The following is a 22,810-nucleotide window of genomic DNA, read 5'->3' as shown; positions in this document are numbered from 1 at the left end:
ATTTTTTCGTCATTTTAAAATTTCTCCGATTCTCATTTTTCTCTCATTATACAAGAAATACCCTATAGAATAGACTTTTTTTAAGTGTCTATTCTATAGGGTACATTTTAGAAATCTAGCTTCCTTTTCTTATTGGAACGATTATGGAATCAATAAAATCTTCCCAGTACTTTTTCTGCTCTCTAATAATTTATGTGCAAGAGCACCATCTTGTAAAGAGAATGTAGTAGGACTCGCGATGTTTACTTTTCCGCTAGTGATCCAATCAAATAATTGAGTAGAGCGCTGCTTACGTTCTTCAAAAGTAGTAAGCACGTTCCAAAGGTCTCCGCCAGTTAAAGTTTTTGAAGTATCCATAAGCATACGCGGATCAACTGGAGCAGGATTACCACCAGCCATTCCGTAAAATACGACAGTACCGCCAATTTTAGTAGCGTTAAAACTTTCCTCTAATGTAGAACCTACTGATTCATATACAACATTTACTCCAGTTCCATTAGTCATTTCAAGTACTTTCGTATGCCATTCTTCGTTATATAAAAATACGTGATCGGCACCAGCTAATGTAGCTATCTTTGCTTTTTCTTTTGATGATGTAAGACCAATTACTGTTCCGCCCTGTAGTTTAATCATTTGAATAAGAAGTTGACCGACGCCACCAGCCGCAGCGTGTACTAAAGCTATATCACCTTGTTTTAGTTGATAGCTATCTTGCGTTAAATAATGTGCAGTTAATCCTTGTAATAAGACAGAAGCGGCTGTTTCAAAAGAAATAGAATCTGGTAGTGGGATTACTTTTTCAGATGGAACGGCAACTAGTTCTGCATTTGCAAATGGGACGTCCGCAAATGCAATACGGTCTCCTAGGTTGATAGTAGTAACGTCAGCTCCTACTTTTTCAACAATTCCAGCTCCTTCATAACCTAATACATAAGGCGGATTGCCAGCAAGATGATAATCGCCGCGGCGTCTATAAATATCAGCGAAGTTTAATCCGATTGCTTTCGTGCGGACAAGAATTTCATTTGGACTTATGATTGGATCGTGTATTTCTTTATAGTGTAGAACATTAGCGTCTCCGAATGTTTCGAAACAAAGTGCTTTCATATGGAATACCTCCATTTATATTGTTTATAGATGTTCTTTATCATACAATACAAATATCAATAGACAAAGAGGATTATTTCGATGGAATCAATCGGAAATATCGATTGAAAAGAGGGATGATAAATGGAAATAAAACAGTTAATTACATTTAAAGTAGCGGCACATACTTTGAACTTTACACAAACTGCGAAGAAATTAAACTTTGCTCAATCGAGCGTGACAGCGCAAATTAAAACGTTAGAAGCTGAGCTTGGTACACCGTTATTTGAAAGATTAGGAAAACGTCTTTTCTTAACTGAAGCAGGTAGGAAGTTTCAACTATATGCCGACAAGATGATTGCACTCAGTAACGAAGCGAAAATGGCTGTGAAAGATGATGAAGAAATAGCAGGTACGTTAATAATTGGTGCACAAGAAAGTCAATGTACATACAGACTGCCTTCTATATTAAAGAGGTTTAAAATACAATTCCCAAAAATAAAACTTATATTTAAACCAGCATATTCCAATAAAGATGCGAAGGAACAATTGATGGAGGGGAAAGTAGATCTTGCATTTATTTTGGACGAATGTAAAACAGAAGATGTTTTGCATGTGGAACCACTTATGAAAGAAGAATTAAAAGTAGTAGCTGCTCCAGGGCATCGTTTACTTGAACAGACTACTGTTTCTATAAAAGATTTAGAGAGTGAAACACTTTTACTAACAGAATTAGGCTGCTCGTATCGGACTTTATTTGAAGAGCTATTTCGCGGGGAAGATGTATATCCAGCAAATAAAATTGAGTTTGTTAGTGTTGAAGCAATTAAACAATGTGTTATTGCAGATTTAGGCATAGCCGTTTTACCAGCAATAGTAGTAGAAAAAGATATACGAGAGGGGACGATAAAAGAGTTACATTTAGAAAATACAATCTCTCCGATTTATACGCAAATCGCTTGGCATAAAGATAAATGGATGACAGCACCACTGCAGCAATTTATTGATGTAACGAGGGAGTTTTTTACAACAGATTAAGTGGAGAAATATTTATTTTATATAAAAGAAACAATGGCAATTTTGTATAAAGAACCGATGCTTGAATATAACAAGTATCGGTTCTTTTATGTTTTAAATAAAGGATGCTATAAAATTTGTATTTCTCAACTTTTTTTCTTACAAGGATAAGTAAAGCCCTTCGTATATTCAAAGGGGATTTACAACGTTTATTCGTTTCTGTAAGATGCCTCTAGGAAGCGTGAAAGGAGAGCTGGCACAGCAGTATAGGTTGTGTTTAGTATACATAATCATTTTGAGGGGGAATTTAAAATGTTTAAAAAGTTAATGAAAGTATGCGTGTTAAGTGTGGCAAGTATAGGTGTATTATTTAGTTTTCAAGGAAGTACATTTGCAGCTACTGATTTAAGTAGTTATTATGACGGGAAAAATCCAGCAACAACGAAAGTATACGGGGGAAGTACAACGTGTGATGCAGATGGATTTAATGCAAAGTCTACAGCAGTTTATGAAGGTAGTAAAAAAGTAGGGACAGTGTATTTACGTTACAGTAATAAATGTCATGCAGCGTGGTCTAAGCTTGTTTTAGATCAACCAGCTCCTTCTGTTTCTGGAGGGGTATATGCTTACGCTGTTATTAATAAATATAAAAATGGTGTATTCCAAAAATCAGTAGACTCTAATAGTGGCAATGGGGCAATTAAAACAGGACAAACGAGTACGTATACAGGAATGGTGTTTGATTTAACTGCTGATTTTGGTTATATAGCTGATGCCGAAGCGGTGACGATTAATAATGGTTACGGGAAAACAGCACGTTATTAATAAAGGAGTGAAATTCTATGAAGTTTTTTTTAAAGGTAAGCGCATGTCTTTGTCTGGCATTGCTCATCGTAACTAGTGTTTTTAGTACGACGAATAATGATAAAGCATTTGCAGAAGACCATTCATATGATGGGAAAAGTCCTTACTACAATAGCTGTGATCAATCAGCAGTAACGAAAGAAAAGAAGTGGATTGATTCTAATTCATATGTGGAATTAAAATTTAGCACGACGTGTAAGACAGCATGGGCAAAGGTTACTGTAACTCGTGCAGCGGTTTATAATAATGAAGCTGATGCAAGGATTGTTAGAAAAACAGATGGAAAGGCATACACTTGCGGAAGTGCTGGAGGAAATGGTGTTGTAAATAAAGGGCAAACATCATGCTATACGCCAATGGTATATGATTTAGATCCAAGAAAGGCACAAGCGCAGGGGAAACATGCAATTCCGAATAGTGATGCATATAATTATGCGGAGACTATTTGGTATTGACACGATTATACATGTTTTAAGAGCTGTTATTTGATATAAAAATGAAAGAGCCTTACTGCATTTTATTGTGGTAAGGTTCTTTAAATTTGTTTAATAGATTAAGTGCATCCATTTACAAAGGTCTCTCTATATAATCGCTTTTAAGTATGGCCATAATAATTTCATCTGAGTATGTATCGTTATAAAATAAAGATTGACGTAAGGTTCCTTCTTTTACAAAACCAACTTTTTCATAAGCTTTAATTCCGCGTAAATTATGGCTAAATACTTCTAACTGTAAACGATTTAATGATAGTTGTTCAAAAACAAATCTTAAAACTATTTTAATAGCTTCAGTTCCATAGCCTTGTCCTGTTAATGCTATTGAAAGCATTGATATTCTGAATCCTGCTCTTTTGTTCTCCTCATCGATATCTAAAATCGACAACTCTCCAATCATCTTGTCAGTACTTTGTAAACAAATAGCGAAATCATAGCGACTTGAATCATTATTTATATGATCTATATGTTTCGTAATTTGCTCCAATGAAAAAGTGGACTTAGTTCCAGTCATATATCTTATTTCATCAACCATTGTACTTTCTAATATAATAGGAGCATCTAGCTGACAAAGAGGCCTTAAATAAATTCTTTCGCTCTCTAATCTCATTATAATTTTCTCCTTTAGTTAGTAATTGAATGTATAAATACTTAAACTTTCTTCAATGAGTCACATAAAAAATATGAATCTTAATTCGATGTTACATGAATTTTATAATGGCATGGTATACCTAAAACAAATAATAAATGTTTTATACACAACAAAATGTATCAACGAGTTTTTTGATCATACTATTATTCTTGCTGCTCATTCCGCTTTTAAATGAACACGAATGTATTAACTAAGGTCTGTATCAGGAGGAGTATATCCAAGATGCCTAGCCATTGATACAATTTGTCCTTTATGATGAAACTCATGAGTCTCTGTATGAGTTAAAAGCCATAGCGGAGTTGTACTCCAAGGCTCTTTTTGCCACTTTACTTCATTTGCAATATTTTCGAGCCAACGGTCATTGTATTCATCTAAAAAACGTTGTACAGTCTCATCTATTAATTTAAATCTAGCACGGACTTTCGCGACATCTGCATGCTCAATTTCGTAATCGCTAGCAAATGAAAAATCTGCTCTTTTTTGCTTGAATGCGAATGATCCAAGCCAGTATCGATAGCAATCGGCTACATGAATATGAGTCTTTATAATGCTACCGCTTCCGAAATTAGAAACTGTGCTATGTAATTTTTCTACTGGGATTTCTTCCAAAAACGAAAATAGAGTTTCTCTTGTAGAGCTAATAAGATTATATTGTTGTTTTAAAATATGTAACATGCAAGTACACTCCTCTTTTATTAACATAGTAAGTAATTCTATATTTACGAGGAGTGAACCTTTTTATTATTTTTAATAAGCATATTAGATGTATTTCTTATTTGTTTCTGATAGATTAAACAAGGTGAAACTTTAATAAGTTGAACATTCTTAGTTCATAATAAATTGTACATCAAGAAGGGGAACGATAAAATGAATAGACTAGTGGGTTTAAAACAATTTGAAATAACGCGCGGGGCGTTACTTAAATTTATGGAAACGTTAGATGATAAAACTGTGGATACGCAGCCAGAGGGTTTTAACAATACAATTCGTTGGCATATCGGTCACGTGTTAACAGCAGCAGAGACTTTCATGTTCGGAAGAGAATTTAAACAATTGCCAACTGAATATCCAGGTATGTTTGGATATGGATCAAGACCATCTAAATGGACGACAGAAGGACCATCGTTAGAAGTGTTAACGGCTCAATTAAAAGAACAAGCAAAACGTATTAACGAAATTCCAGCAGAAGCATTTGAAAATAAACTGCCAGAGCCATTCCTAGGATTGGAAACAGTAGGGGAGCTTTACGGTATGATGCTTTATCATGAAGCTGATCATATTGGGCAAATGAAAGCGATGGAACGTATTATTAAAGCTCTTTAGTCTTAATTGCATATAACAAGCAATACAGTTGTAATGTTAAATAATATATACAAAAAAGGTAGATAAATTATTATCTACCTTTTTTGTATAACTTCTTGAAGGATTAGAGAATTTTATAATTTTTTATGTTGTGATTATTAATTATAGTATTCCTAAATATGGAATATACGTATAATGATAGAGAAGAACTAGAAATAGGGGTGAATACTATGATTACATTAGAGAAAAAGTTGGAGCAATATAAACATACATATGTACAGTTAAAGGGAGAACTAAAATGGAAAACGAGTGATTCTCGAACAGGAATGATGATTGCTGCTATGTATGCAGGTAGTGATAAATTGTTTGATCTTGGACGTTTTTTAGAAATTAGTAGTTATATTAAGAATCAGGTAGGGATGTTTTCATACTTAAAGTCTTATCATCGTTTTGTAGTGGCCGCAACATTAGATATTCACTTTACAGATTACAAGGAAGCTTTTCGGACGTTTTTAGATTTATATGAACAATTGGTCACTGGTGGCTTTAGCCGGAGTATATTTACTTATCTCGCAGCAGCTGTGCTTTTAACAGAAGAAAATGAACAGCATGGCGCGCACATTCAGCGTTCGATGCAAGTATATAAACGCATGAAAAAGGATCACCTCTTTCTTACAAGTACAAATGATTATCCGCTCGCAGTTTTATTAGCAGGACAATCAGAGCATGTAGAAACACTTATGGACCGAGTGGAACGTCTTTATCAGAAACTAGCGACAGCTGGTTTGCGTAAAGGGAATGATCTTCAATTTTTGAGTCATATTCTTTCACTAAAGAAGGATGTCAGGGAAGAACTATTAGTTGCAAAATGTACAAATATATGGAATTTGTTAAAGCAAGAAAAGGTAAAAGTAAAACAGATGCATTACCCAGCTATCGGGCTACTAGCGTTACTCGAGGACGGAGAAAAAGAGATTCATTCTATTCGAGCATTTATTGAAAAATTGCAGGGGGATAAATTGTTCCGTTGGCATACAGATACGAATATTCTTATTGCTATTCAACTGTTCGTAAGTCAGAAAGGTGAGGAAAGTAAAGCTACTAACACAGGTTTACAAACAATGATAGAAGTCCTCATACAAGCACAACAGGCAGCCATGATGGCAACGATTGCCGCTTCATCTGCAGCAACATCTTCTGCTAGTAGCAGTTCATAATGTGTAATTGCTTATACTCTTGTAAATTATAACTCCCTTGATAAGGAAGGTTTAAAAAATATTACTAAAAACAGTTAGCCCATCACTCTCTAATGAGTGATGGGCTAACTGTTTTTACATAATCAGCATTATCTTTTTGATTCCTTCAAATGTTTGAGCTGTGTGACAATCATAATGCTAATAACAACGAGTAAAAACCATGAACTAATTTTGCTTAAGTGAACGAGATTCCATGCTTCCCGTTGATTTGGATATTGCCATGCTCCGAAAAATGTTGCGATGTTCTCTGCAATCCAAATGAAGAAACCGATAAGGAAAAAGGAGAGAACGAGTGGTATTTTATATGTAACGCCTCGTAATGAAAATTCCACAAATGTCTGAAAGAAAACGATGAATAGAAGTAAAGTTAAGAACCATCTAAAATCGTATAGAAAATGATGCGTGAAAAAATTGAAGTAAATCATTGCTCCTAATGGCACGGTAAAAATAGCTTTCGGCCAATAATGCATTTGTAAATGCAACCTTCTCCACGCTTGGCATATGTAACTTGCGACACTTGCGTACATAAAGCCGCTGTAAAGCGGAACTCCAAAAATCTTTGAATACGCCTCTTCAGGATAACTCCATGAACCGAAATGAACTTTATATATTTCTAGTAAAAGGCCGATGAGGTGAAAGACAGTAATTACTTTTAATTCGTCTTTCGTCTCAAGTCCAGTCTTGTACATAATCCACTGCATAAGAAGACATGCGATGAGTATGAAATCATAGCGATATAACCCTGGAATAGAAACGATTTTTGAAAGGGCTAGTGTTAAGAAAATAACGACTGGGAATAAGCAAGATAATGCTTGCTCGTAAGTGAAGTGTAGTAGTTGTTTTATATAGAACATTGTGTCACCTTTGGGATTTTTATTAGAAAAATCAAAATAATGATTAAGTATACTACACTTTTAAAAATAAGCTAGTAGTCTATTTTGCGTGTATTTGTAAGTCTTGGAAGGGAATTGTAATGAGTATTTTAATATTTAGCGAAGTGAAAAAATAGTTTGCTATTTAAAAAAAGTGGCGATATAATATCTAAATGAAAATGATAATTATTATCAATAATAATTACAAATAAAAAATAATTATAAAAAACAACTGAATATAAAGGATGAAATGAAACATGTTACATAAGTCTACTGTACATGCTGGTAATAACCGCTGGATACATATTAAGTTCATATGTTTCATGAGCTTAACAATTTTATGTTTAATTGGATCTATATTTTTAGCCATTTCATTTGGTGCAAAAGATATTCATGTACAAACGGTGTGGGCAGCGGTTTTGGATTATAATCCGAAACTAACACAGCACCAAATTATTTATGAATTAAGGCTCCCGAGAGTAATTGGTGCAGCAGTTGTAGGGGCAGCTTTTGCGGTTGCTGGTGCTGTTATGCAAGGTATAACACGAAATCCTTTGGCTGATGCAGGTGTACTCGGAATAAATGCAGGTGCGATGTTTGTAGTGGCACTTAGTTTTGCTTTTTTTCCGCATATGCCGTATTCCTATTTAATGATTGTTTCCTTTATTGGAGCAGTCTTAAGTACAGTACTTATTTTTGTTATTGGATCAGCAACATCAGGTGGGTTAACACCAATGAGGTTAACGATTTCTGGAGCTGTTATGGCAGCGCTTTTACATTCATTAAGTTCAGGTGTTGCGATTTATTATGATTTAAGCCAAGATTTAGCGTTTTGGTATGCTGGTGGTGTTGCAGGGGTTAAGTGGGAACACTTGAAATTTTTAGTTCCTATTATTCTTATAACGATTATTTTCGCGACAATGCTAGGGAGATCTATTTCACTCATATCAATGGGGGATGATGTTGCTACAAATTTAGGAGTGAAAACGAACCGAACGAGAATACTAGGGATGATTATAGTAGTTATTCTGGCAGGTGTTTCTGTTTCAGCTGTTGGTTCTATTGGATTTGTAGGACTAGTTATCCCGCACATTGCTAGAAAATTAGTTGGTGTGAATTATAGACTCATTATTCCTATGTCAGCATTATTAGGAGCTATGTTATTAGTTGTAGCTGATTTAGGGGCAAGAACAGTAAATCCTCCTAAGGAACTTGCGATAGGGATTATGGTAGCTCTTGTTGGAGTTCCGTTCTTCCTCTATATAGCACGTAAAGTTGGGAGGGAGTTGTAAGTGAAAGATCTTTTTAACACGGATAAAAAGAGAGCTATTACTGTAACTACAATCTTCGGATGTATAAGTATCGCTGTAATTTTAATTAGTTTAAATACAGGGACACTGAGTATAGCGCCACTTAGAGTAATTGAAACACTTTTGGGTTATGGTAATTTTGAGAGTGCAACCGTGCTATATGATTATCGTATGCCAAGAATAATAATCACGATGTTAGCCGGTATTGGTCTTGGTATTTCCGGTGCGATTTTGCAAGGATTATCCCGTAATGCACTTGCAGATCCTGGTATTTTAGGGTTGCATTCAGGTGCATCTTTCGGTCTTATCGTATTTGTTACTCTCTTTCATTCTATTAATGAGAGTGCATCCATTTTAATACCGTTATTTACATTTGGTGGAGGAGTATTAGCTGCATTTCTTATTATTTTACTTGCGAGTGATCGGTCAAAAGGTTTACTTCCCATTAGACTTATTCTCGTTGGTATTGCAGTTTCAGCTGGCTTTAGTGCAATTTCGTTATTTTTCTCTCTCAAGTTAAATGATGAGACGTATACATTCGCTTCTAGATGGCTAGTTGGTAACGTGTGGGGAAGGGATTGGATTCATGTCCTTGCATTATTACCTTGGATTTTCATACTAACCCCTTATGCGTGGCTAAAATCTAAAACGTTAAATGCATTGTCACTAGGTGATAGTGTAGCAGCAGGACTTGGTGTTTCTGTTCAAAAAGAACGGTTATTACTTTTAGCTACAGCGGTTGGATTATCTTGCACAAGTGTATCGATGGCAGGAGGAATTGGTTTTATCGGTTTAGTTGCTCCGCATATCGCAAGGAAGTTAGTAGGTACTACATATCAACACTTTCTTCCTTTAGCTGGCATTATCGGAATGATTATTTTAGTGCTAGCAGATACGATAGGTCGTTCTATATTTGAGCCAAATTCTATTCCAGCTGGTGTAGTAGTGGCAGCTTTAGGAGCACCGTATTTTCTTTATTTACTTACAAAAACAAAATAAATACTTCAAAGAGGAGAACATATGAAAAAGAAACTTACTATTTTATTTAGCATGATGTGTATTTTAGTATTAGCAGCATGTGGTCAAACGAAAGCTAATGAAGAAGCAACGAAAAAAACGGAAAAAAGTAATGATCCAAAAATTGCTTCAATGTCTATTCATTTAACAAATGATTTACTTGCATTAGGAATTACACCAGTAGGTTCTGTTATTGGTGGAGATTTAAAAGATTTCTTACCGCACGCTAAAGAGAAGTTGAAAGATACGAAGAAGCTTGGTGTTGTAACAGATCCGAATATGGAAGCGTTACTTCAATTAAAGCCAACTGACATTTATGTTGATGAAAAATATGTTGGTAAAGATGTAGCGAAATACGAAAAAATTGCAAAAACACATTCTTTCAATTTAGATGAAGGTACGTGGAGAGAGCATTTAAAACAAGTTGGTAAACTTGTAAACCGTGAGAAAGAAGCAGATAAATATATTCAAGATTACGAAGAGCAATCAAAACGAGTAAAAGGTTTAATAGATAAAGAGCTAGGTAATAACGAAAAAGTAATGGCAATTCGCGTTACTGCAAAAGAATTGCGTGTATTTAGTACGAAAAGACCGATGGGACCAATTTTATTCCAAGACCTAGGGTTACAACCTGCAAATGGTGTAGAGAAAATTGATGGAAACCGTCCTTTCGAAGTCATTTCACAAGAAGTATTACCTGACTTTGATGCAGATGCGATTTTCGTTGTTGTAAATAGAGATGACAAAGCAAAAGCAGCATTTAAACAACTTCAAGAAACACCAATTTGGAAAGACTTAAAAGCAGTTAAAGGCAAGCAGGTATACATTATCAATGATCAACCATGGCTTGACTATTCTGCTTTAGGAAACAAAATGGCAATGGATGAAGCGGAGAAAATGTTTACGAAATAATATAGTTTTGTTATTAGGAAAGGCCCTCTAAATTTGGAGGGCCTTTCTATTATTGTTAGAATAAATGAAAAATTATACAATGAAGTTAATTCGATATGGAGGAGATGTGCCAATGTCAGCGCTTATTGTAAGTATCCCGTTTATGAAACAGTTTATGAAACGAGGGGGTAAATAGGCTGGAATAATTATCCCCGTTATTTAATAAAGGGGGAGTTTGAAATGACAATGAATCTTTTTCGAAATAAAACGATTAAATTATCAGCTATGAGAGAAACAGATGCTGAAGTAATGGCTATGTGGCAAGAAGATAGTGAGTATTTAAGAAATGTTGATACAGATGTAGCATTCCCGCAATCTTTAAATGAAATAGCAAGTGATGGGTTATTAAAAGGACGAAGATCGAATAGTGTTTCTTTCATGGTAAGGACAGTTCAAGAAGATCGCTTAATTGGTTTTGTGGCGATTCATGGTATAGAGTGGAATAACAGAACAGGTTTATTAGCCATTGGTATAGGAGATGCGAATGATAGAGGAAAAGGATATGGGAAAGAAGCAATACATCTTATTTTAAAGTATGCTTTCTATGAATTGAATTTACACCGCGTCGGTCTGGATGTAATTTCTTATAATAAAGCAGCCATTGCGTTGTATAAAAAGATAGGTTTTCAGATGGAAGGGTGTATGAGAGAAGCGGTTCAAAGAGATGGGAAGTGTTTTGATCGTATCATTATGGGGATATTGCGGGATGAATGGATAGGGTTGCAAGATTAGCGAATACATTCAATATTATATATGTAGTATGCAGGAGATATAATGATAATTGGCGAAAATTTACAGTGAACTGATTGAATTTATAAGGAGTTATGTAAAATGAATTTAGAAAAAGCAAAACCAGTAAATGAAGAGGTCGCTGAATTAAAGGAACTAATTAAAGAGTTACACGGAAGTGTACATCAACTGCAAAGCGAAGTGCAGCAACTAAGGCACGAAAGACCAGTTGTTGAAGTGAGAAAAGGTGTTCAATTATCACCAACAATTGTCGGACAAATTGGTGGTATGATTTTAGGTGGGTTAGCAATTATCGGTATATTTTGGTGATGAAAAAAGGTTTGCAGCACGATGCTGCAAACCTTTTGGATTTGACCATATAATTTCATGCAATACAACTTTTACATTAAATAACGTAAATATATATAAGCATGTGATAACAAGAGTGCAACAATAGTTAATGGTAAACCAATTTTTAAGAAGTCCATATAAGAGAAAGCATGTCCTTCACGTTTTGCAATACCAGCAACGACTACGTTTGCAGATGCTCCGATTAGCGTTCCATTTCCTCCTAAGCAAGCTCCAAGAGATAACGCCCACCATAGTACTTCGATTTGCGGAGAATCGACAGATAGTCCGAGTCCTGTAGCTAAGTCTTGAATAAGAGGAATCATCGTAGCGACAAAAGGGATGTTGTCGATTGTCGCAGATGCGATGCCAGATACCCATAAAATAAGTATAGCTGCGAATCCGATGTCACCGTTTGTTACGGCGATTACTTCTTTTGCAAGTGAAGAGATAAGTCCGATATCAATTAACCCGCCAACGAGAACGAATAGTCCGGCGAAGAAGAAAATGGTTACCCATTCAACGTGGGCAAATACATCTTCAATATCATGTTCTTTCACGCCGATTAACATAAGAAGTGTAGCGCCTGTCATCGCTATAACGGCAGCGTCTACATGAATAATCGAATGAAGTACGAAGCCTAAAATAGTTAGTCCTAAAATCGAAATAGATTTTAAAAGGAGGCTTTGATCCTTAATATAATCTTTTTCATTTAATGCCATTAGTTTTTCGATTTGTTCAGGTGTTGTTTTTAGTTTGTTACGGTACATGAAGTAAATAATGCCAAGTGTCACAATAGAAATAATAATTACGATTGGAGCTAAGTTAAGTAAAAAGGCGTTAAAGTCTAAATGCTTGTTTGCTGATCCAATCATAATATTAGGTGGATCACCGATTAATGTTGCTGTTCCGCCTATATTTGAAAACAGCACTTCTGAAATCAAATAAGGCACAGGATTTACTTTTAAAATACGTGTAATGGATAATGTAACAGGAACGATTAATAAAACAGTCGTTACATTGTCCAAAAATGCTGATCCGACAGCAGTTAATAGGGATAGTAATAATAAAATGCGAATCGGTTTTCCGCCAGCTGCTTTTGCCGCTTTAATGGCCACAAATTCAAAGACGCCTGATTGACTCGTAATATGTACGAGAATCATCATCCCAATTAAAAGGGTAATCGTTTCCCATTGAATATGTGATGTGAAAGCAGTATGTAAATCTACAACTCCAAAAATAATCATAATAGCAGCACCGAATAGTGCGATTACAGCACGATTCAATTTCTCAGAAATAATAAATCCGTACGTGATTAAAAATACGGCAATTGCAAAATAATATTGCCAATTTGCTACTTCATGTGCTGACTGTTCCAATCATGTCACCTTCTTTAAATTATGTATTCAATTGTCGAAATGTATCTCGCTGCAATAATACGGGATAAAATATATTGTAGCAAATTCAAAAAAGAAAGAAAACTATTTAACAAAGTGAAGGAAAAAATGTATTTTTTACATATCATATAAAAAATATAAAAAACACAGTGCAAATTATTAGGAAAAGTGAGCGTTGTCCTCTAATATAGAGATAGCAATTTACATTATTTTTGCGTAAAATGGTTTAAAGAGGTGAATTCCGATGGAAATAGTAAAAGATAGTTCTCTTATTCAAAATGAAATTGAACGTTTTGTAAATAAAGATGTATATATTCATTTAGAAACGACAAACGGAGCGTATGCATCACACATAAATGAAAAGATGATGACAGTTGGTGCTTTCATTCGAAATGCGATTATCCGTTTTGAACGCGGGAAGATAACTGGAACAAATCCATACCGAGTTGGTCTGAAAATGGATCACGGTTGGGTATATGCTGAAGGTATTACGCACTGGGAAGTAGACGATCAAGAGCGTTTATTATTAGCTGGACATGATAATTTAGGTCGTCTAGCAGTTGCACTTGAGTTAAGCTTAACACCATTTAAGTAAGAAGGAGGGAAACTTATGGAGAGACATGTACTTGTTGTATTTCCGCATCCAGATGATGAAGCATATGCTGCGGGAGGGACAATTCGCTTATTAACAGATCAAGGAGTACCTGTAACATATGCATGTGGTACTCTAGGACAAATGGGACGTAACATGGGTAAGAACGTATTCGCTAACCGTGAAACGATTCCACATATCCGTAAGAAAGAATTGAAAGATGCTTGTGAAGCGATGGGTATTAAAGATTTAAGAATGCTTGGCTTCCATGATAAAACGTTAGAATTTGAAGATGTTGATTTCGTTGCTGACAAAATTGAAGCAATCATTCAAGAAGTAAATCCATCTCGAATTATTACATTTTATCCAGAGCACGGTGTACATCCAGATCATAATGCATTTGGCCGCGCTGTCGTTCGCGCTGTATCACGTATGCCAAAAGAAGAGCGCCCAGTTATTCATGCTGTTGCGATTACGAAAAATCGTGAAGCAGTATTAGGAGAACCGGATGTTGTAAATAACATTAGTGAAGTATTTGATCATAAATTAACTGCATTAGGTGCGCACCGTTCACAAACAGAAGCAATGCTTGAAGACACGCATGCAAAAATAAAAAACAAAGATGCAGCAACATTAAAATGGCTGCAACTTGAACAGTTTTGGACTTATAAATGGGAGTAGGCTAGAAGGATATCTTCTAGTTGCTCTTACATAGAAAAAGCGCCGTCACTTGTGATGGCGCTTTTTCTTGTTGAAGACTATATATTTTTTAGGGTGCTTCAAAATTTTTAAATTAACGTGCAGTATAGCCTCCATCAACAAGAAGTGTTGTGCCGTTAACAAAACTAGCATCATCACTTGCTAAAAATAAGACAGCTTTAGCGACTTCTTCTGGTGTTCCAAGTCTGCCTTGTGGATGAAGTGAAGCTAAATATTCTTTCTGTTGAGGATTAACACTACCTAGTAAAGGGGTGTCAATATAACCAGGGCCCACCGCGTTAATACGTATTCCATATTTAGCGTAGGCAGTACATAAATTTTGAGTTAATAGTTTCACACCACCTTTTGCAGAGGAGTATGCTGTTGGTGTAGGTAATGAAACAAAACTATGAATCGAACCAGCGTTAACGATGACACCACCTGTACCTTGTTTAAGAAATTGTTCAATCGAATATTTATCAGAAAGGAATACCCCAGACAAATTAATATCAATAGTTCTTTTCCACTTTTCATAGGATAATTCGTTTGCCGGTGCATCATCAGCAACGCCGGCATTGGCATACATAATATCTAATTTACCGTATGTACTTACTGTCTCATGAATTAGCTGTTTAATATCTGCCTCTTTTGTTACATCGGTTTTAATAAATAACGTATTATATCCATGTGCATTCAATTCATCTGATAGTTCTTTTCCACGTTCAGAAAAGTCAGCAATAACTACTTTTGCACCTTCTTCGATAAAAAGACGAACAGTAGATTCGCCAATTCCACTTGCACCACCAGTTATGATTGCTACTTTGTCTTTTAATTTCATATAAACCTCTCCATTCATTAATGAATTTAAGTCGAATTTTTAAATCTTGTTACTAAACTATTAACCTTAAATAGTAAGTAGATAGAAGAAAAAAGCTCGCGTTTACTTAATCGTGAGAGTGCTATTTTTTCTTTAGTGTACTTTTTGATACAGTTATGGACGAAAATATTAATTTGGTCAATTTTATCATTAGATTGAATATTTGGTAAAGAGCTCTCGAACAGAGCGAGTAAGGATGTTGAAAAAGTAAAATAAACATTCAGTATTATTTGTAGGGTAAGGAACAAAGGGGAGAGATGCATAACGAAAACTACTACTCTAGTTAAATAGGAAAAAGCCTTGCAGGGGGGCAAGGCTTTAAACAGGGTATTAAAAATGATTGATTTATTAAGAATAACTTCTTCTTGTGAATAAACTAATTTTAGCATAATAACTCATATATATGTGTTACGAATTTGTGAATAAAAACTCAATGATAAAAGTATGAGTGAAAGGAAATAATGTATTTGAAATATGCATTATTACACAAAGTTAAGTTGAAATAGGGGATTTGTATATGTAATTTCTTTTTGCATTTAATTCTTTAGAACGGATTTTTAATAATGTATATGAGAAGCGTATATTTTGAATTATTTAATAGAATAATATATATTTATATTGATTTAATGATTTTAGTTTGTTAAAAATGGGGAAATCGATATGAAGGTTAAATTTGCCGTAATAAAAGATGAGAATTTTGATTGTAGTTTATTGGAAACAAAATTATTGAAAACTTTTAAAGAAGTAGATTGTGAAGCAGATATTGTAAAGGTTGAGGATGAAATTTTTGAAAACAATGATATACAAACGTATTTATCAGAAATAACCATTCATGTTACTGGAAAAAATATTGGATATAGATCGGTTTCAGCCAGTATATTTATTGTTCTAGAGAGTTTATCAATACAGCTATTTCGTATTCATATTAGTATACTTTAAGCAGTTCAAAAAGTGGCTTCTTCAGAAAATCATACTGATTATATGGAGTTGTAAATATGAAAACAATAGAAATTATCGTAGGTGCTCCCGAATGTTGGATTGCACCTTGTTTGTTGTTAAATAAACAAGGGATTCCTTTTTTAGTTTATCTTAACGCTGATTTATATAGAAGATAGGAAACATATGAATAATTCAATTAGATTGTACAAATAATTTGGTACGCGGATGTACGCAATGTATTCACAGGTAAGAGGGTTGTCTCATAATATATATAGATTTTTCTATTAAGATGAACAGAGGGTGTGAATATATGGAAGATGTTTACGCTAAAATTGACAGTCTCAAGGCGGAGCAAAAAGAAATTATGAGAGACATTCGTGCTTTAGAAACGCGTACTACTATTAATGAGAAAGATATAGCAACAATCAATAAGCAATTAGAAAAAATAAGTACAAACACAACTTGGATTTTGCGAATTATTATTAGTGCGATAATAATGTCAGTTTTAGGATTAATATTAAAAGGAATGATTTAGTCTTGTGAAATAGAAAGATATAAAAGAAAGAGGGGAGCTCTCTCTTTCTTTTATGTAAATGAGAAGCTATAAATTTTCCGTTTCCTTTTCATCTGCATACTTATCCTCTAAGGAAATTAATAGAGGGATTGATATAGTTACAAGAATGATTAAAGTAGTTATAAAAGATCTAGAAAGAGAAAAAGAACCTTCAATTAAAGGTGATAAAAACTTGAATGAAAGTATGCTTGTTATTAAGGAAATTACTAAAAAGCTCAAAAGAGATATATTTTTATTCTTTATAGATGTCTCTATAAAGTCTTTAACACAGGTTATTACGACAAATATAGTTAATATGATAAGAGAAACAAAATAATGTGTTAAATTCGTCATACTAATAGTAGGATCGTCTATTATGTAAGCAAGTAACTTAGATACTAATATTCCTCCAAACAATAAAATAATAAAAGCAAGTAATCCTTCCGATATATAAGTGCTGAAATTGCCTTTCTTGTTAAAGAGTTTATAGTTTAGAGTAGATTGGGTTATTTGAATTAGGAATAGGGTAATAATCCATACATAATATACAAATGGTAATTCTCCTGAGAATAGAGAAATTAGAAAGTTTACTACTGTCCTTAAAATTTCAATCATTACGAAAGGCCTCCAGTTTGTAAGCTTGTGACATTAAAATATGCTAGTCTATCATTTAATAATTAAACTTACGAATTCAAACTATTTCTAATTATTCCATAAAAAGGTGACTGCATCAAGTTATCTTTTTAACAATCCTCCAAGGCCGAGCACTAGTAAAAGAAACGCAGTATGTAATATAATTGAAAAAGTATATTTAAAAATCGATGTTAATATTACCCTCCTATAAGTATTAACATACGTAATTGAGGTGTTTTCTTTGTTGTTTTATGAACGGATTTCTATAATGGCCCCTCCTGTTCCGTAGCTAAGGAAAGTCTTTTTATTTCTGAGATTTTCAAAGTTATAGGAGGGTATGAAAAATGAAAAAAGTCTCAGTACCATCACTTTTGTTAATGATTGTTCTTGTCGCATTTCCGCAAATTAGTGAAACGATTTACACACCGTCGTTACCTGATATTTCAAAGGCGTTACATGTAAGTAATAATGAGGTGCAGTTAACACTTAGTGTGTATTTTGCTGGTTTTGCGTTAGGTGTATTTTTTATTGGGTGGTTATCAGATATAATTGGTCGTCGCCGGGCGATGTTACTTGGAATTGTCGTATATGGCGCTGGGAGTTTCTTATGCTATATTGCAAATTCCATTGAAGTTTTATTGGTAAGTCGTTTTATTCAAGCGTTTGGAGCAAGTGCAGGATCAGTTGTGACGCAAACGATTCTTCGTGAAAGTGTAGAAGGGCATAAGAGGCATGTTATGTTTGCTCAAATCTCGGCAGTCATTGCTTTTACACCAGCGATAGGACCGTTAATTGGTGGCTTTCTTGATCAAATGTTTGGATTTAAAATAGTATTTTTAAGTTTAGTAGTTATGAGTATCGGTATTTTTCTGTATACGTTTGTTTCTCTTCCTGAAACAAAAACGGGCTCAGTAACGAATAAAATAAATGTATTTTCAGTCTTGAAGAGGTTAATTACAAATCCGAAAGTGGTAACATATGGGCTGTTAATTGGAGGAGCAAATGGTGTTTTATTTAGCTATTATGCAGAAGCGCCGTTTATCTTTATTGAATACTTTCAGTTATCGCCTAGTATGTACGGGTTTTTAGGAATTGTTGTTGCGTCTGCTTCTATTATTGGGGCGAAAGTTTCAAAACGATTGCTTGCCACGTATAGACCAGAGAAAATTATATATATTGGTTGTCTTGTAATGACAGTGGGAGCTATCCTTTTAACTGTTATTACAGCATTGGGATTAAACCAAAACATAATATATATGATTGGATTTTTAATAGCGATGTTTATATTGCTATTAGGAATTGGAGTAGCGTTGCCTAACTGTTTAAGTTTAGCATTAGTAGATTTTCAAGATGTTATTGGTACAGCCGGAGCATTGTTTAGCTTAGGATACTATGTAATTGTAACGATGACAATTTTGGGGATGAGTCAGCTGCATACAGGCTCGTTACTAGTGATGCCACTTTATTTTCTGGTTATTGTAGTTATAATGGTAGTGTTTACTAGGGTATTTATCTTTGGTAAGCAAACTTCGAAATCGATTTAAATATGAAATTGTAAAAGAGTCTCATTTTTTAATGAGACTCTTTTATATTTTGGCTGGGGTAAAGAAGTTAGTAGTTTATTAATATATTAAATTTCTCATTGGTATATAAATCGAATGTGTGGGAAATTACGTTATTAACTATAAAGGTTGAAGTATTTGACATATGAAACCGAGGAAGATATACTTTCCTCGGTTATTTATATTGTAATAATATTCATGCCGGAATCATATTGAATAGATGTATTTTATTGTTAATTTAGTTAAAAATTAATCAGACTTATGTATAATAATTTATTGAAAAAATAATTGAATTTTTCAGATTAATGAATTAATATAAGGTAAGTAATTTTAAGATTTATAGAATATTGGAAGATGAAAGGTTTTGAGAATTTTATTAGGAGCGCAAAACGATTTTAGGATAGCTTTAAAGCTAGTGTAAAATGACGTTTGCTTCATCATTTTCAGGGCCGAAAGGAATTAGGGGAAAGCATCTTGTGTTAAAATGCGGCTATGAATCATCTAAGAGGGGGAAGTGAAGTGGCAAACAAAGAATTGAAAAGAGGTTTAGAAGCACGTCATATTCAAATGATTGCTTTAGGCGGAACGATTGGTGTTGGTTTGTTTATGGGGTCAGCCAGCACAATTAAATGGACAGGTCCGTCAGTAATGCTTGCTTATGCCATTGCAGGTATTTTTATCTTCTTCATCATGCGTGCCATGGGAGAAATGTTGTATATGGAGCCAAGTACAGGCTCATTTGCGACGTTCGGTCATAAGTATATTCACCCGTTAGCTGGTTATATGACAGCGTGGAGTAACTGGTTCCAGTGGGTTATCGTTGGGATGTCAGAAATTATCGCGGTTGGAGCATATATGCAATATTGGTTCCCGGATTTACCAGCTTGGATACCAGGTATAATCGCAATGGTTATTCTTGGTGCAGCTAACTTAATTTCAGTTAAGTCATTTGGTGAATTTGAATTTTGGTTTGCGATGATTAAAATCGTTACGATTCTATTAATGATTATTGCGGGATTTGGCCTTATTTTCTTTGGAATTGGTAACGGCGGAGAAGCGATTGGCATATCTAATCTTTGGTCAAATGGCGGTTTCTTTACAGGTGGTTTTTCAGGATTCTTCTTTGCATTATCACTTGTAGTTGGAGCGTATCAAGGTGTGGAATTAATCGGTATTACTGCTGGTGAAGCGAAGGATCCAAAGAAGACACTTACAAGAGCGATTCAAAGTACAATTTGGCGTATTTTAATTTTCTACATCGGTGCTATTTTCGTTATTGTAACTGTGTATCCGTGGGATCAATTAAGTACAATTGGTAGCCCGTTCGTAGCGACTTTTGCGAAAGTTGGTATTACGGCAGCAGCTGGACTTATTAACTTTGTTGTTATTACAGCAGCAATGTCTGGTTGTAATAGTGGTATTTATAGTGCTGGTCGTATGCTTTATACGTTAGGTGTAAATGGACAAGCACCGAAATATTTTACGAAACTTTCTGGAAATGGTGTACCTTTATTTGGTACAGTTGGCGTAATTATCGGTCTGGCGGTTGGTGTTGTTTTAAGTTACATCGCACCGAAAAACTTATTCGTATATGTATATAGTGCGAGTGTACTTCCTGGTATGGTACCATGGTTTGTCATTTTAATTAGTCAAATTAATTTTAGAAAAGAAAAGGGAGCAGAGATGAAAGATCATCCATTCAAAATGCCATTTGCTCCTGTAACAAACTATTTAACGATTGCCTTTTTAATTATGGTATTAATCGGAATGTGGTTTAACGATGATACTCGTATTTCATTAGTTGTAGGTATTATTTTCTTAGCTATCGTTACAATTAGTTTCTATGCTTTCGGAATAGGAAAGCGAGCTCCGTTAGACGTTCAAAATAATAAAGAGATTTCAAGTAAATAAAGAAAAGGCTGTTCATCTGGAACAGCCTTTTCTTATTGTTGCTATTTGTCGATAAATCGATATAGCTTGACGAATCGTTGATATAATTTGATTTATGATAGATATATTTGAAAAATCGTTGATATATTGTACGTTATGATAGATATATTCGAAAAATCGTTGATATATTGTACATTATGATAGATATATTCGAAAAATCGTTAATATAGTTTCACATACTATCTGTCACTATCATGATTAAAATCTCTCTAATACGATTTTCCCAATGGTGTGCCCGCTTTCAAGTAGTGCATGTGCTTTCTTTAAGTTTTCAGCGTTAATCGGTGTTAATGTTTCATTGTTATGTAAGCTGTACTGATAGTCTAGAAGGAGTTTATTTCTAAAAAGAAGAATTTTTTATTGTATTACTTTATCCCAAACTAAATGTAAAGGTGGATACATAATGACAGTAAAGAAGCTTTATTTCATCCCAGCAGGTCGTTGTATGTTAGATCATTCTTCTGTTAATAGTACACTCGCGCCGGGGAATTTATTGAACTTACCTGTATGGTGTTATCTTTTGGAGACAGAAGAGGGGCCTATTTTAGTAGATACAGGTATGCCAGAAAGTGCAGTTAATAATGAAGGGATTTTTAACGGTACATTTGTTGAAGGACAGATTTTACCGAAAATGACTGAAGAAGATAGAATCGTGAATATATTAAAGCGTGTAGGGTATGAGCCGGACGACCTTTTATATATTATTAGTTCTCACTTACATTTTGATCATGCAGGAGGAAACGGTGCTTTTACAAATACACCGATTATTGTGCAGCGAGCGGAATATGAGGCAGCACTTCATAGAGAAGAATATATGAAAGAATGTATATTACCGCATTTGAACTACAAAATTATTGAAGGGGATTATGAAGTGGTACCAGGTGTTCAATTATTGTATACGCCAGGTCATTCTCCAGGCCATCAGTCGTTATTCATTGAGACGGAGCAATCCGGTTCAGTTTTATTAACAATTGATGCATCGTACACGAAAGAGAATTTTGAAGATGAAGTGCCGTTCGCAGGATTTGATCCAGAATTAGCTTTATCTTCAATCAAACGCTTAAAAGAAGTTGTGACAAAAGAGAAATCGATTGTTTTCTTTGGTCATGATATAGAGCAGGAAAAGGGTTGTAGAGTGTTCCCGGAGTATATATAGTGCAAAAAGTCATGAGTTCGCGTGCTCATGACTTTTTCGTTTAAATAATTTTTTTAAATAAATTATAAACTTTTTTTGAACTATCTTCGTTTAACTGATAGTACGTAAGTTTTACATCATCAGGAGTATCTTGCTGAGCAATCATCACTTCGCTACTGTGATGATCAACTACCCATATGAAATATTTTTTATAAGTTCCATCCTCGAAAGTAATCCACATATCACAATCTATTAAGTCTGATCCTTCTTCATCTAATGTTAATTTACCTTTTTTTGCGGTATTCATACTGTTAATAAACGTTTTTAATTCATCTGTTTTTGTGAGAAAGATATCCTGTTTTGTTTTAATTGATTCGACATGTATATCTTTTATTTCCTGTTTTCCTAAAAAAACAGGGGGCTCATTTGGATCTCGCGAGCTTGAAATAATAGTAGCTTTCTTTTTCGGTTTATTTGCAGTATAGAGATCTTGAATAGATTTTCCCGAGTTTATAAACCATGCAATTCCAGAAATAATTAATACGCTACCTAGCAATAAAATAATTTTTTTAATA

At 34.4% G+C, this 22,810-nt stretch carries 25 protein-coding genes; 17 read left to right on the top strand and 8 right to left on the bottom strand.

From position 1 onward, the window contains the following. Nucleotides 1-141: 141 nt before the first annotated feature. Complete coding sequence (locus MR112_RS19635) at nucleotides 142-1,107, bottom strand: quinone oxidoreductase family protein (RefSeq protein WP_086404009.1); 966 nt, start codon at nucleotides 1,105-1,107, stop codon at nucleotides 142-144. A 123-nt stretch (nucleotides 1,108-1,230) separates the two neighbouring features. Between MR112_RS19635 and MR112_RS19630 the strand changes: the two genes are divergently transcribed. The 3 genes from MR112_RS19630 (at nucleotide 1,231) to MR112_RS19620 (ending at nucleotide 3,422) form a co-directional block, all read left to right on the top strand. Then, nucleotides 1,231-2,124 carry a LysR family transcriptional regulator gene (locus tag MR112_RS19630; RefSeq protein ID WP_086404010.1) on the top strand — a complete coding sequence of 298 codons (894 nt, stop codon included), beginning with the start codon at nucleotides 1,231-1,233 and terminating at the stop codon, nucleotides 2,122-2,124. Nucleotides 2,125-2,415: 291 nt separating this feature from the next. After that, on the top strand, nucleotides 2,416-2,928 hold the full coding sequence (locus MR112_RS19625) for a DUF2690 domain-containing protein (protein ID WP_226368965.1): 513 nt from the start codon (nucleotides 2,416-2,418) through the stop codon (nucleotides 2,926-2,928). A 17-nt stretch (nucleotides 2,929-2,945) separates the two neighbouring features. Further along, the gene (locus tag MR112_RS19620; protein WP_242245230.1) at nucleotides 2,946-3,422 is read left to right on the top strand and encodes a DUF2690 domain-containing protein; all 477 of its coding nucleotides are present in this window, start codon (nucleotides 2,946-2,948) and stop codon (nucleotides 3,420-3,422) included. Nucleotides 3,423-3,534: 112 nt separating this feature from the next. Here MR112_RS19620 and MR112_RS19615 read toward each other — a convergent pair whose 3' ends face one another. Next, nucleotides 3,535-4,071: a GNAT family N-acetyltransferase gene (locus MR112_RS19615; RefSeq protein WP_086395301.1), complete on the bottom strand. Its 537-nt coding sequence runs from the start codon at nucleotides 4,069-4,071 to the stop codon at nucleotides 3,535-3,537. A gap of 228 nt (nucleotides 4,072-4,299) precedes the next feature. Continuing rightward, nucleotides 4,300-4,788 carry a DinB family protein gene (locus MR112_RS19610; protein ID WP_086395302.1) on the bottom strand — a complete coding sequence of 163 codons (489 nt, stop codon included), beginning with the start codon at nucleotides 4,786-4,788 and terminating at the stop codon, nucleotides 4,300-4,302. A gap of 192 nt (nucleotides 4,789-4,980) precedes the next feature. On the opposite strand from MR112_RS19610, the gene MR112_RS19605 reads away from it, so the two are divergent. Together MR112_RS19605 and MR112_RS19600 are read left to right on the top strand one after the other, a co-directional pair. Beyond that, on the top strand, nucleotides 4,981-5,436 hold the full coding sequence (locus MR112_RS19605; protein WP_001081123.1) for a DinB family protein: 456 nt from the start codon (nucleotides 4,981-4,983) through the stop codon (nucleotides 5,434-5,436). Nucleotides 5,437-5,594: 158 nt separating this feature from the next. Beyond that, the gene (locus MR112_RS19600; protein WP_242245229.1) at nucleotides 5,595-6,632 is read left to right on the top strand and encodes a DUF4003 domain-containing protein; all 1,038 of its coding nucleotides are present in this window, start codon (nucleotides 5,595-5,597) and stop codon (nucleotides 6,630-6,632) included. 128 nt (nucleotides 6,633-6,760) lie between these two features. Here MR112_RS19600 and MR112_RS19595 read toward each other — a convergent pair whose 3' ends face one another. Beyond that, complete coding sequence (locus MR112_RS19595; protein ID WP_000499387.1) at nucleotides 6,761-7,525, bottom strand: DUF817 domain-containing protein; 765 nt, start codon at nucleotides 7,523-7,525, stop codon at nucleotides 6,761-6,763. A gap of 275 nt (nucleotides 7,526-7,800) precedes the next feature. Here MR112_RS19595 and MR112_RS19590 point away from each other — a divergent pair, with 275 nt between their 5' ends. From MR112_RS19590 to MR112_RS19570, 5 genes are all read left to right on the top strand, one after another. After that, on the top strand, nucleotides 7,801-8,835 hold the full coding sequence (locus MR112_RS19590) for a FecCD family ABC transporter permease (RefSeq protein WP_242245228.1): 1,035 nt from the start codon (nucleotides 7,801-7,803) through the stop codon (nucleotides 8,833-8,835). Then, nucleotides 8,836-9,852: a FecCD family ABC transporter permease gene (locus MR112_RS19585; RefSeq protein ID WP_017673082.1), complete on the top strand. Its 1,017-nt coding sequence runs from the start codon at nucleotides 8,836-8,838 to the stop codon at nucleotides 9,850-9,852. 21 nt (nucleotides 9,853-9,873) lie between these two features. Beyond that, the gene (locus tag MR112_RS19580; RefSeq protein ID WP_242245227.1) at nucleotides 9,874-10,782 is read left to right on the top strand and encodes an iron-hydroxamate ABC transporter substrate-binding protein; all 909 of its coding nucleotides are present in this window, start codon (nucleotides 9,874-9,876) and stop codon (nucleotides 10,780-10,782) included. Nucleotides 10,783-11,001: 219 nt separating this feature from the next. Beyond that, nucleotides 11,002-11,553, top strand: a complete 552-nt coding sequence (locus MR112_RS19575; protein WP_000178509.1) for a GNAT family N-acetyltransferase — start codon at nucleotides 11,002-11,004, stop codon at nucleotides 11,551-11,553. Nucleotides 11,554-11,652: 99 nt separating this feature from the next. Beyond that, complete coding sequence (locus MR112_RS19570; RefSeq protein WP_001047304.1) at nucleotides 11,653-11,880, top strand: coiled-coil domain-containing protein; 228 nt, start codon at nucleotides 11,653-11,655, stop codon at nucleotides 11,878-11,880. Nucleotides 11,881-11,951: 71 nt separating this feature from the next. On the opposite strand, the gene MR112_RS19565 is transcribed toward MR112_RS19570, so the two are convergent. After that, complete coding sequence (locus MR112_RS19565; protein ID WP_242245226.1) at nucleotides 11,952-13,277, bottom strand: ArsB/NhaD family transporter; 1,326 nt, start codon at nucleotides 13,275-13,277, stop codon at nucleotides 11,952-11,954. A gap of 262 nt (nucleotides 13,278-13,539) precedes the next feature. Here MR112_RS19565 and MR112_RS19560 point away from each other — a divergent pair, with 262 nt between their 5' ends. Beyond that, nucleotides 13,540-13,890 (top strand): YojF family protein, encoded by a 351-nt coding sequence (locus tag MR112_RS19560; RefSeq protein WP_000407045.1) that lies wholly within the window; start codon nucleotides 13,540-13,542, stop codon nucleotides 13,888-13,890. Nucleotides 13,891-13,905: 15 nt separating this feature from the next. Continuing rightward, nucleotides 13,906-14,568, top strand: a complete 663-nt coding sequence (gene bshB2, locus MR112_RS19555) for a bacillithiol biosynthesis deacetylase BshB2 (protein WP_000439483.1) — start codon at nucleotides 13,906-13,908, stop codon at nucleotides 14,566-14,568. 112 nt (nucleotides 14,569-14,680) lie between these two features. On the opposite strand, the gene MR112_RS19550 is transcribed toward bshB2, so the two are convergent. Continuing rightward, nucleotides 14,681-15,424 carry an SDR family NAD(P)-dependent oxidoreductase gene (locus MR112_RS19550; protein ID WP_226368963.1) on the bottom strand — a complete coding sequence of 248 codons (744 nt, stop codon included), beginning with the start codon at nucleotides 15,422-15,424 and terminating at the stop codon, nucleotides 14,681-14,683. A 699-nt stretch (nucleotides 15,425-16,123) separates the two neighbouring features. Between MR112_RS19550 and MR112_RS19545 the strand changes: the two genes are divergently transcribed. Beyond that, nucleotides 16,124-16,402 carry a hypothetical protein gene (locus tag MR112_RS19545; protein ID WP_000865005.1) on the top strand — a complete coding sequence of 93 codons (279 nt, stop codon included), beginning with the start codon at nucleotides 16,124-16,126 and terminating at the stop codon, nucleotides 16,400-16,402. A gap of 310 nt (nucleotides 16,403-16,712) precedes the next feature. Continuing rightward, a complete protein-coding gene (locus tag MR112_RS19540) occupies nucleotides 16,713-16,937 on the top strand; it encodes a hemolysin XhlA family protein (protein ID WP_000390461.1) in 225 nt (74 codons plus the stop codon). A gap of 66 nt (nucleotides 16,938-17,003) precedes the next feature. Here the strand turns inward: MR112_RS19540 and MR112_RS19535 are convergent, their stop codons facing one another. Further along, nucleotides 17,004-17,570 (bottom strand): DUF5823 family protein, encoded by a 567-nt coding sequence (locus tag MR112_RS19535; protein WP_242245225.1) that lies wholly within the window; start codon nucleotides 17,568-17,570, stop codon nucleotides 17,004-17,006. A 362-nt stretch (nucleotides 17,571-17,932) separates the two neighbouring features. On the opposite strand from MR112_RS19535, the gene MR112_RS19530 reads away from it, so the two are divergent. The 3 genes from MR112_RS19530 (at nucleotide 17,933) to aiiA (ending at nucleotide 22,256) form a co-directional block, all read left to right on the top strand. Next, nucleotides 17,933-19,132, top strand: a complete 1,200-nt coding sequence (locus tag MR112_RS19530) for a multidrug effflux MFS transporter (protein ID WP_242245224.1) — start codon at nucleotides 17,933-17,935, stop codon at nucleotides 19,130-19,132. Nucleotides 19,133-19,669: 537 nt separating this feature from the next. After that, nucleotides 19,670-21,061, top strand: coding sequence for an amino acid permease (locus tag MR112_RS19525; protein WP_001284404.1), 1,392 nt, complete (start codon nucleotides 19,670-19,672; stop codon nucleotides 21,059-21,061). A gap of 442 nt (nucleotides 21,062-21,503) precedes the next feature. Further along, on the top strand, nucleotides 21,504-22,256 hold the full coding sequence (gene aiiA, locus MR112_RS19520) for a quorum-quenching N-acyl homoserine lactonase AiiA (protein WP_226368961.1): 753 nt from the start codon (nucleotides 21,504-21,506) through the stop codon (nucleotides 22,254-22,256). Nucleotides 22,257-22,296: 40 nt separating this feature from the next. Here the strand turns inward: aiiA and MR112_RS19515 are convergent, their stop codons facing one another. Beyond that, nucleotides 22,297-22,791: a hypothetical protein gene (locus MR112_RS19515; protein ID WP_000901700.1), complete on the bottom strand. Its 495-nt coding sequence runs from the start codon at nucleotides 22,789-22,791 to the stop codon at nucleotides 22,297-22,299. Nucleotides 22,792-22,810: the final 19 nt, after the last annotated feature.

Origin of the sequence: Bacillus cereus group sp. BfR-BA-01330 (assembly GCF_022663885.1) — a bacterium.
Taxonomy (GTDB): Bacteria; Bacillota; Bacilli; order Bacillales; family Bacillaceae_G; genus Bacillus_A; species Bacillus_A cereus.
This window is presented reverse-complemented; position numbering and strand designations above follow the sequence as displayed.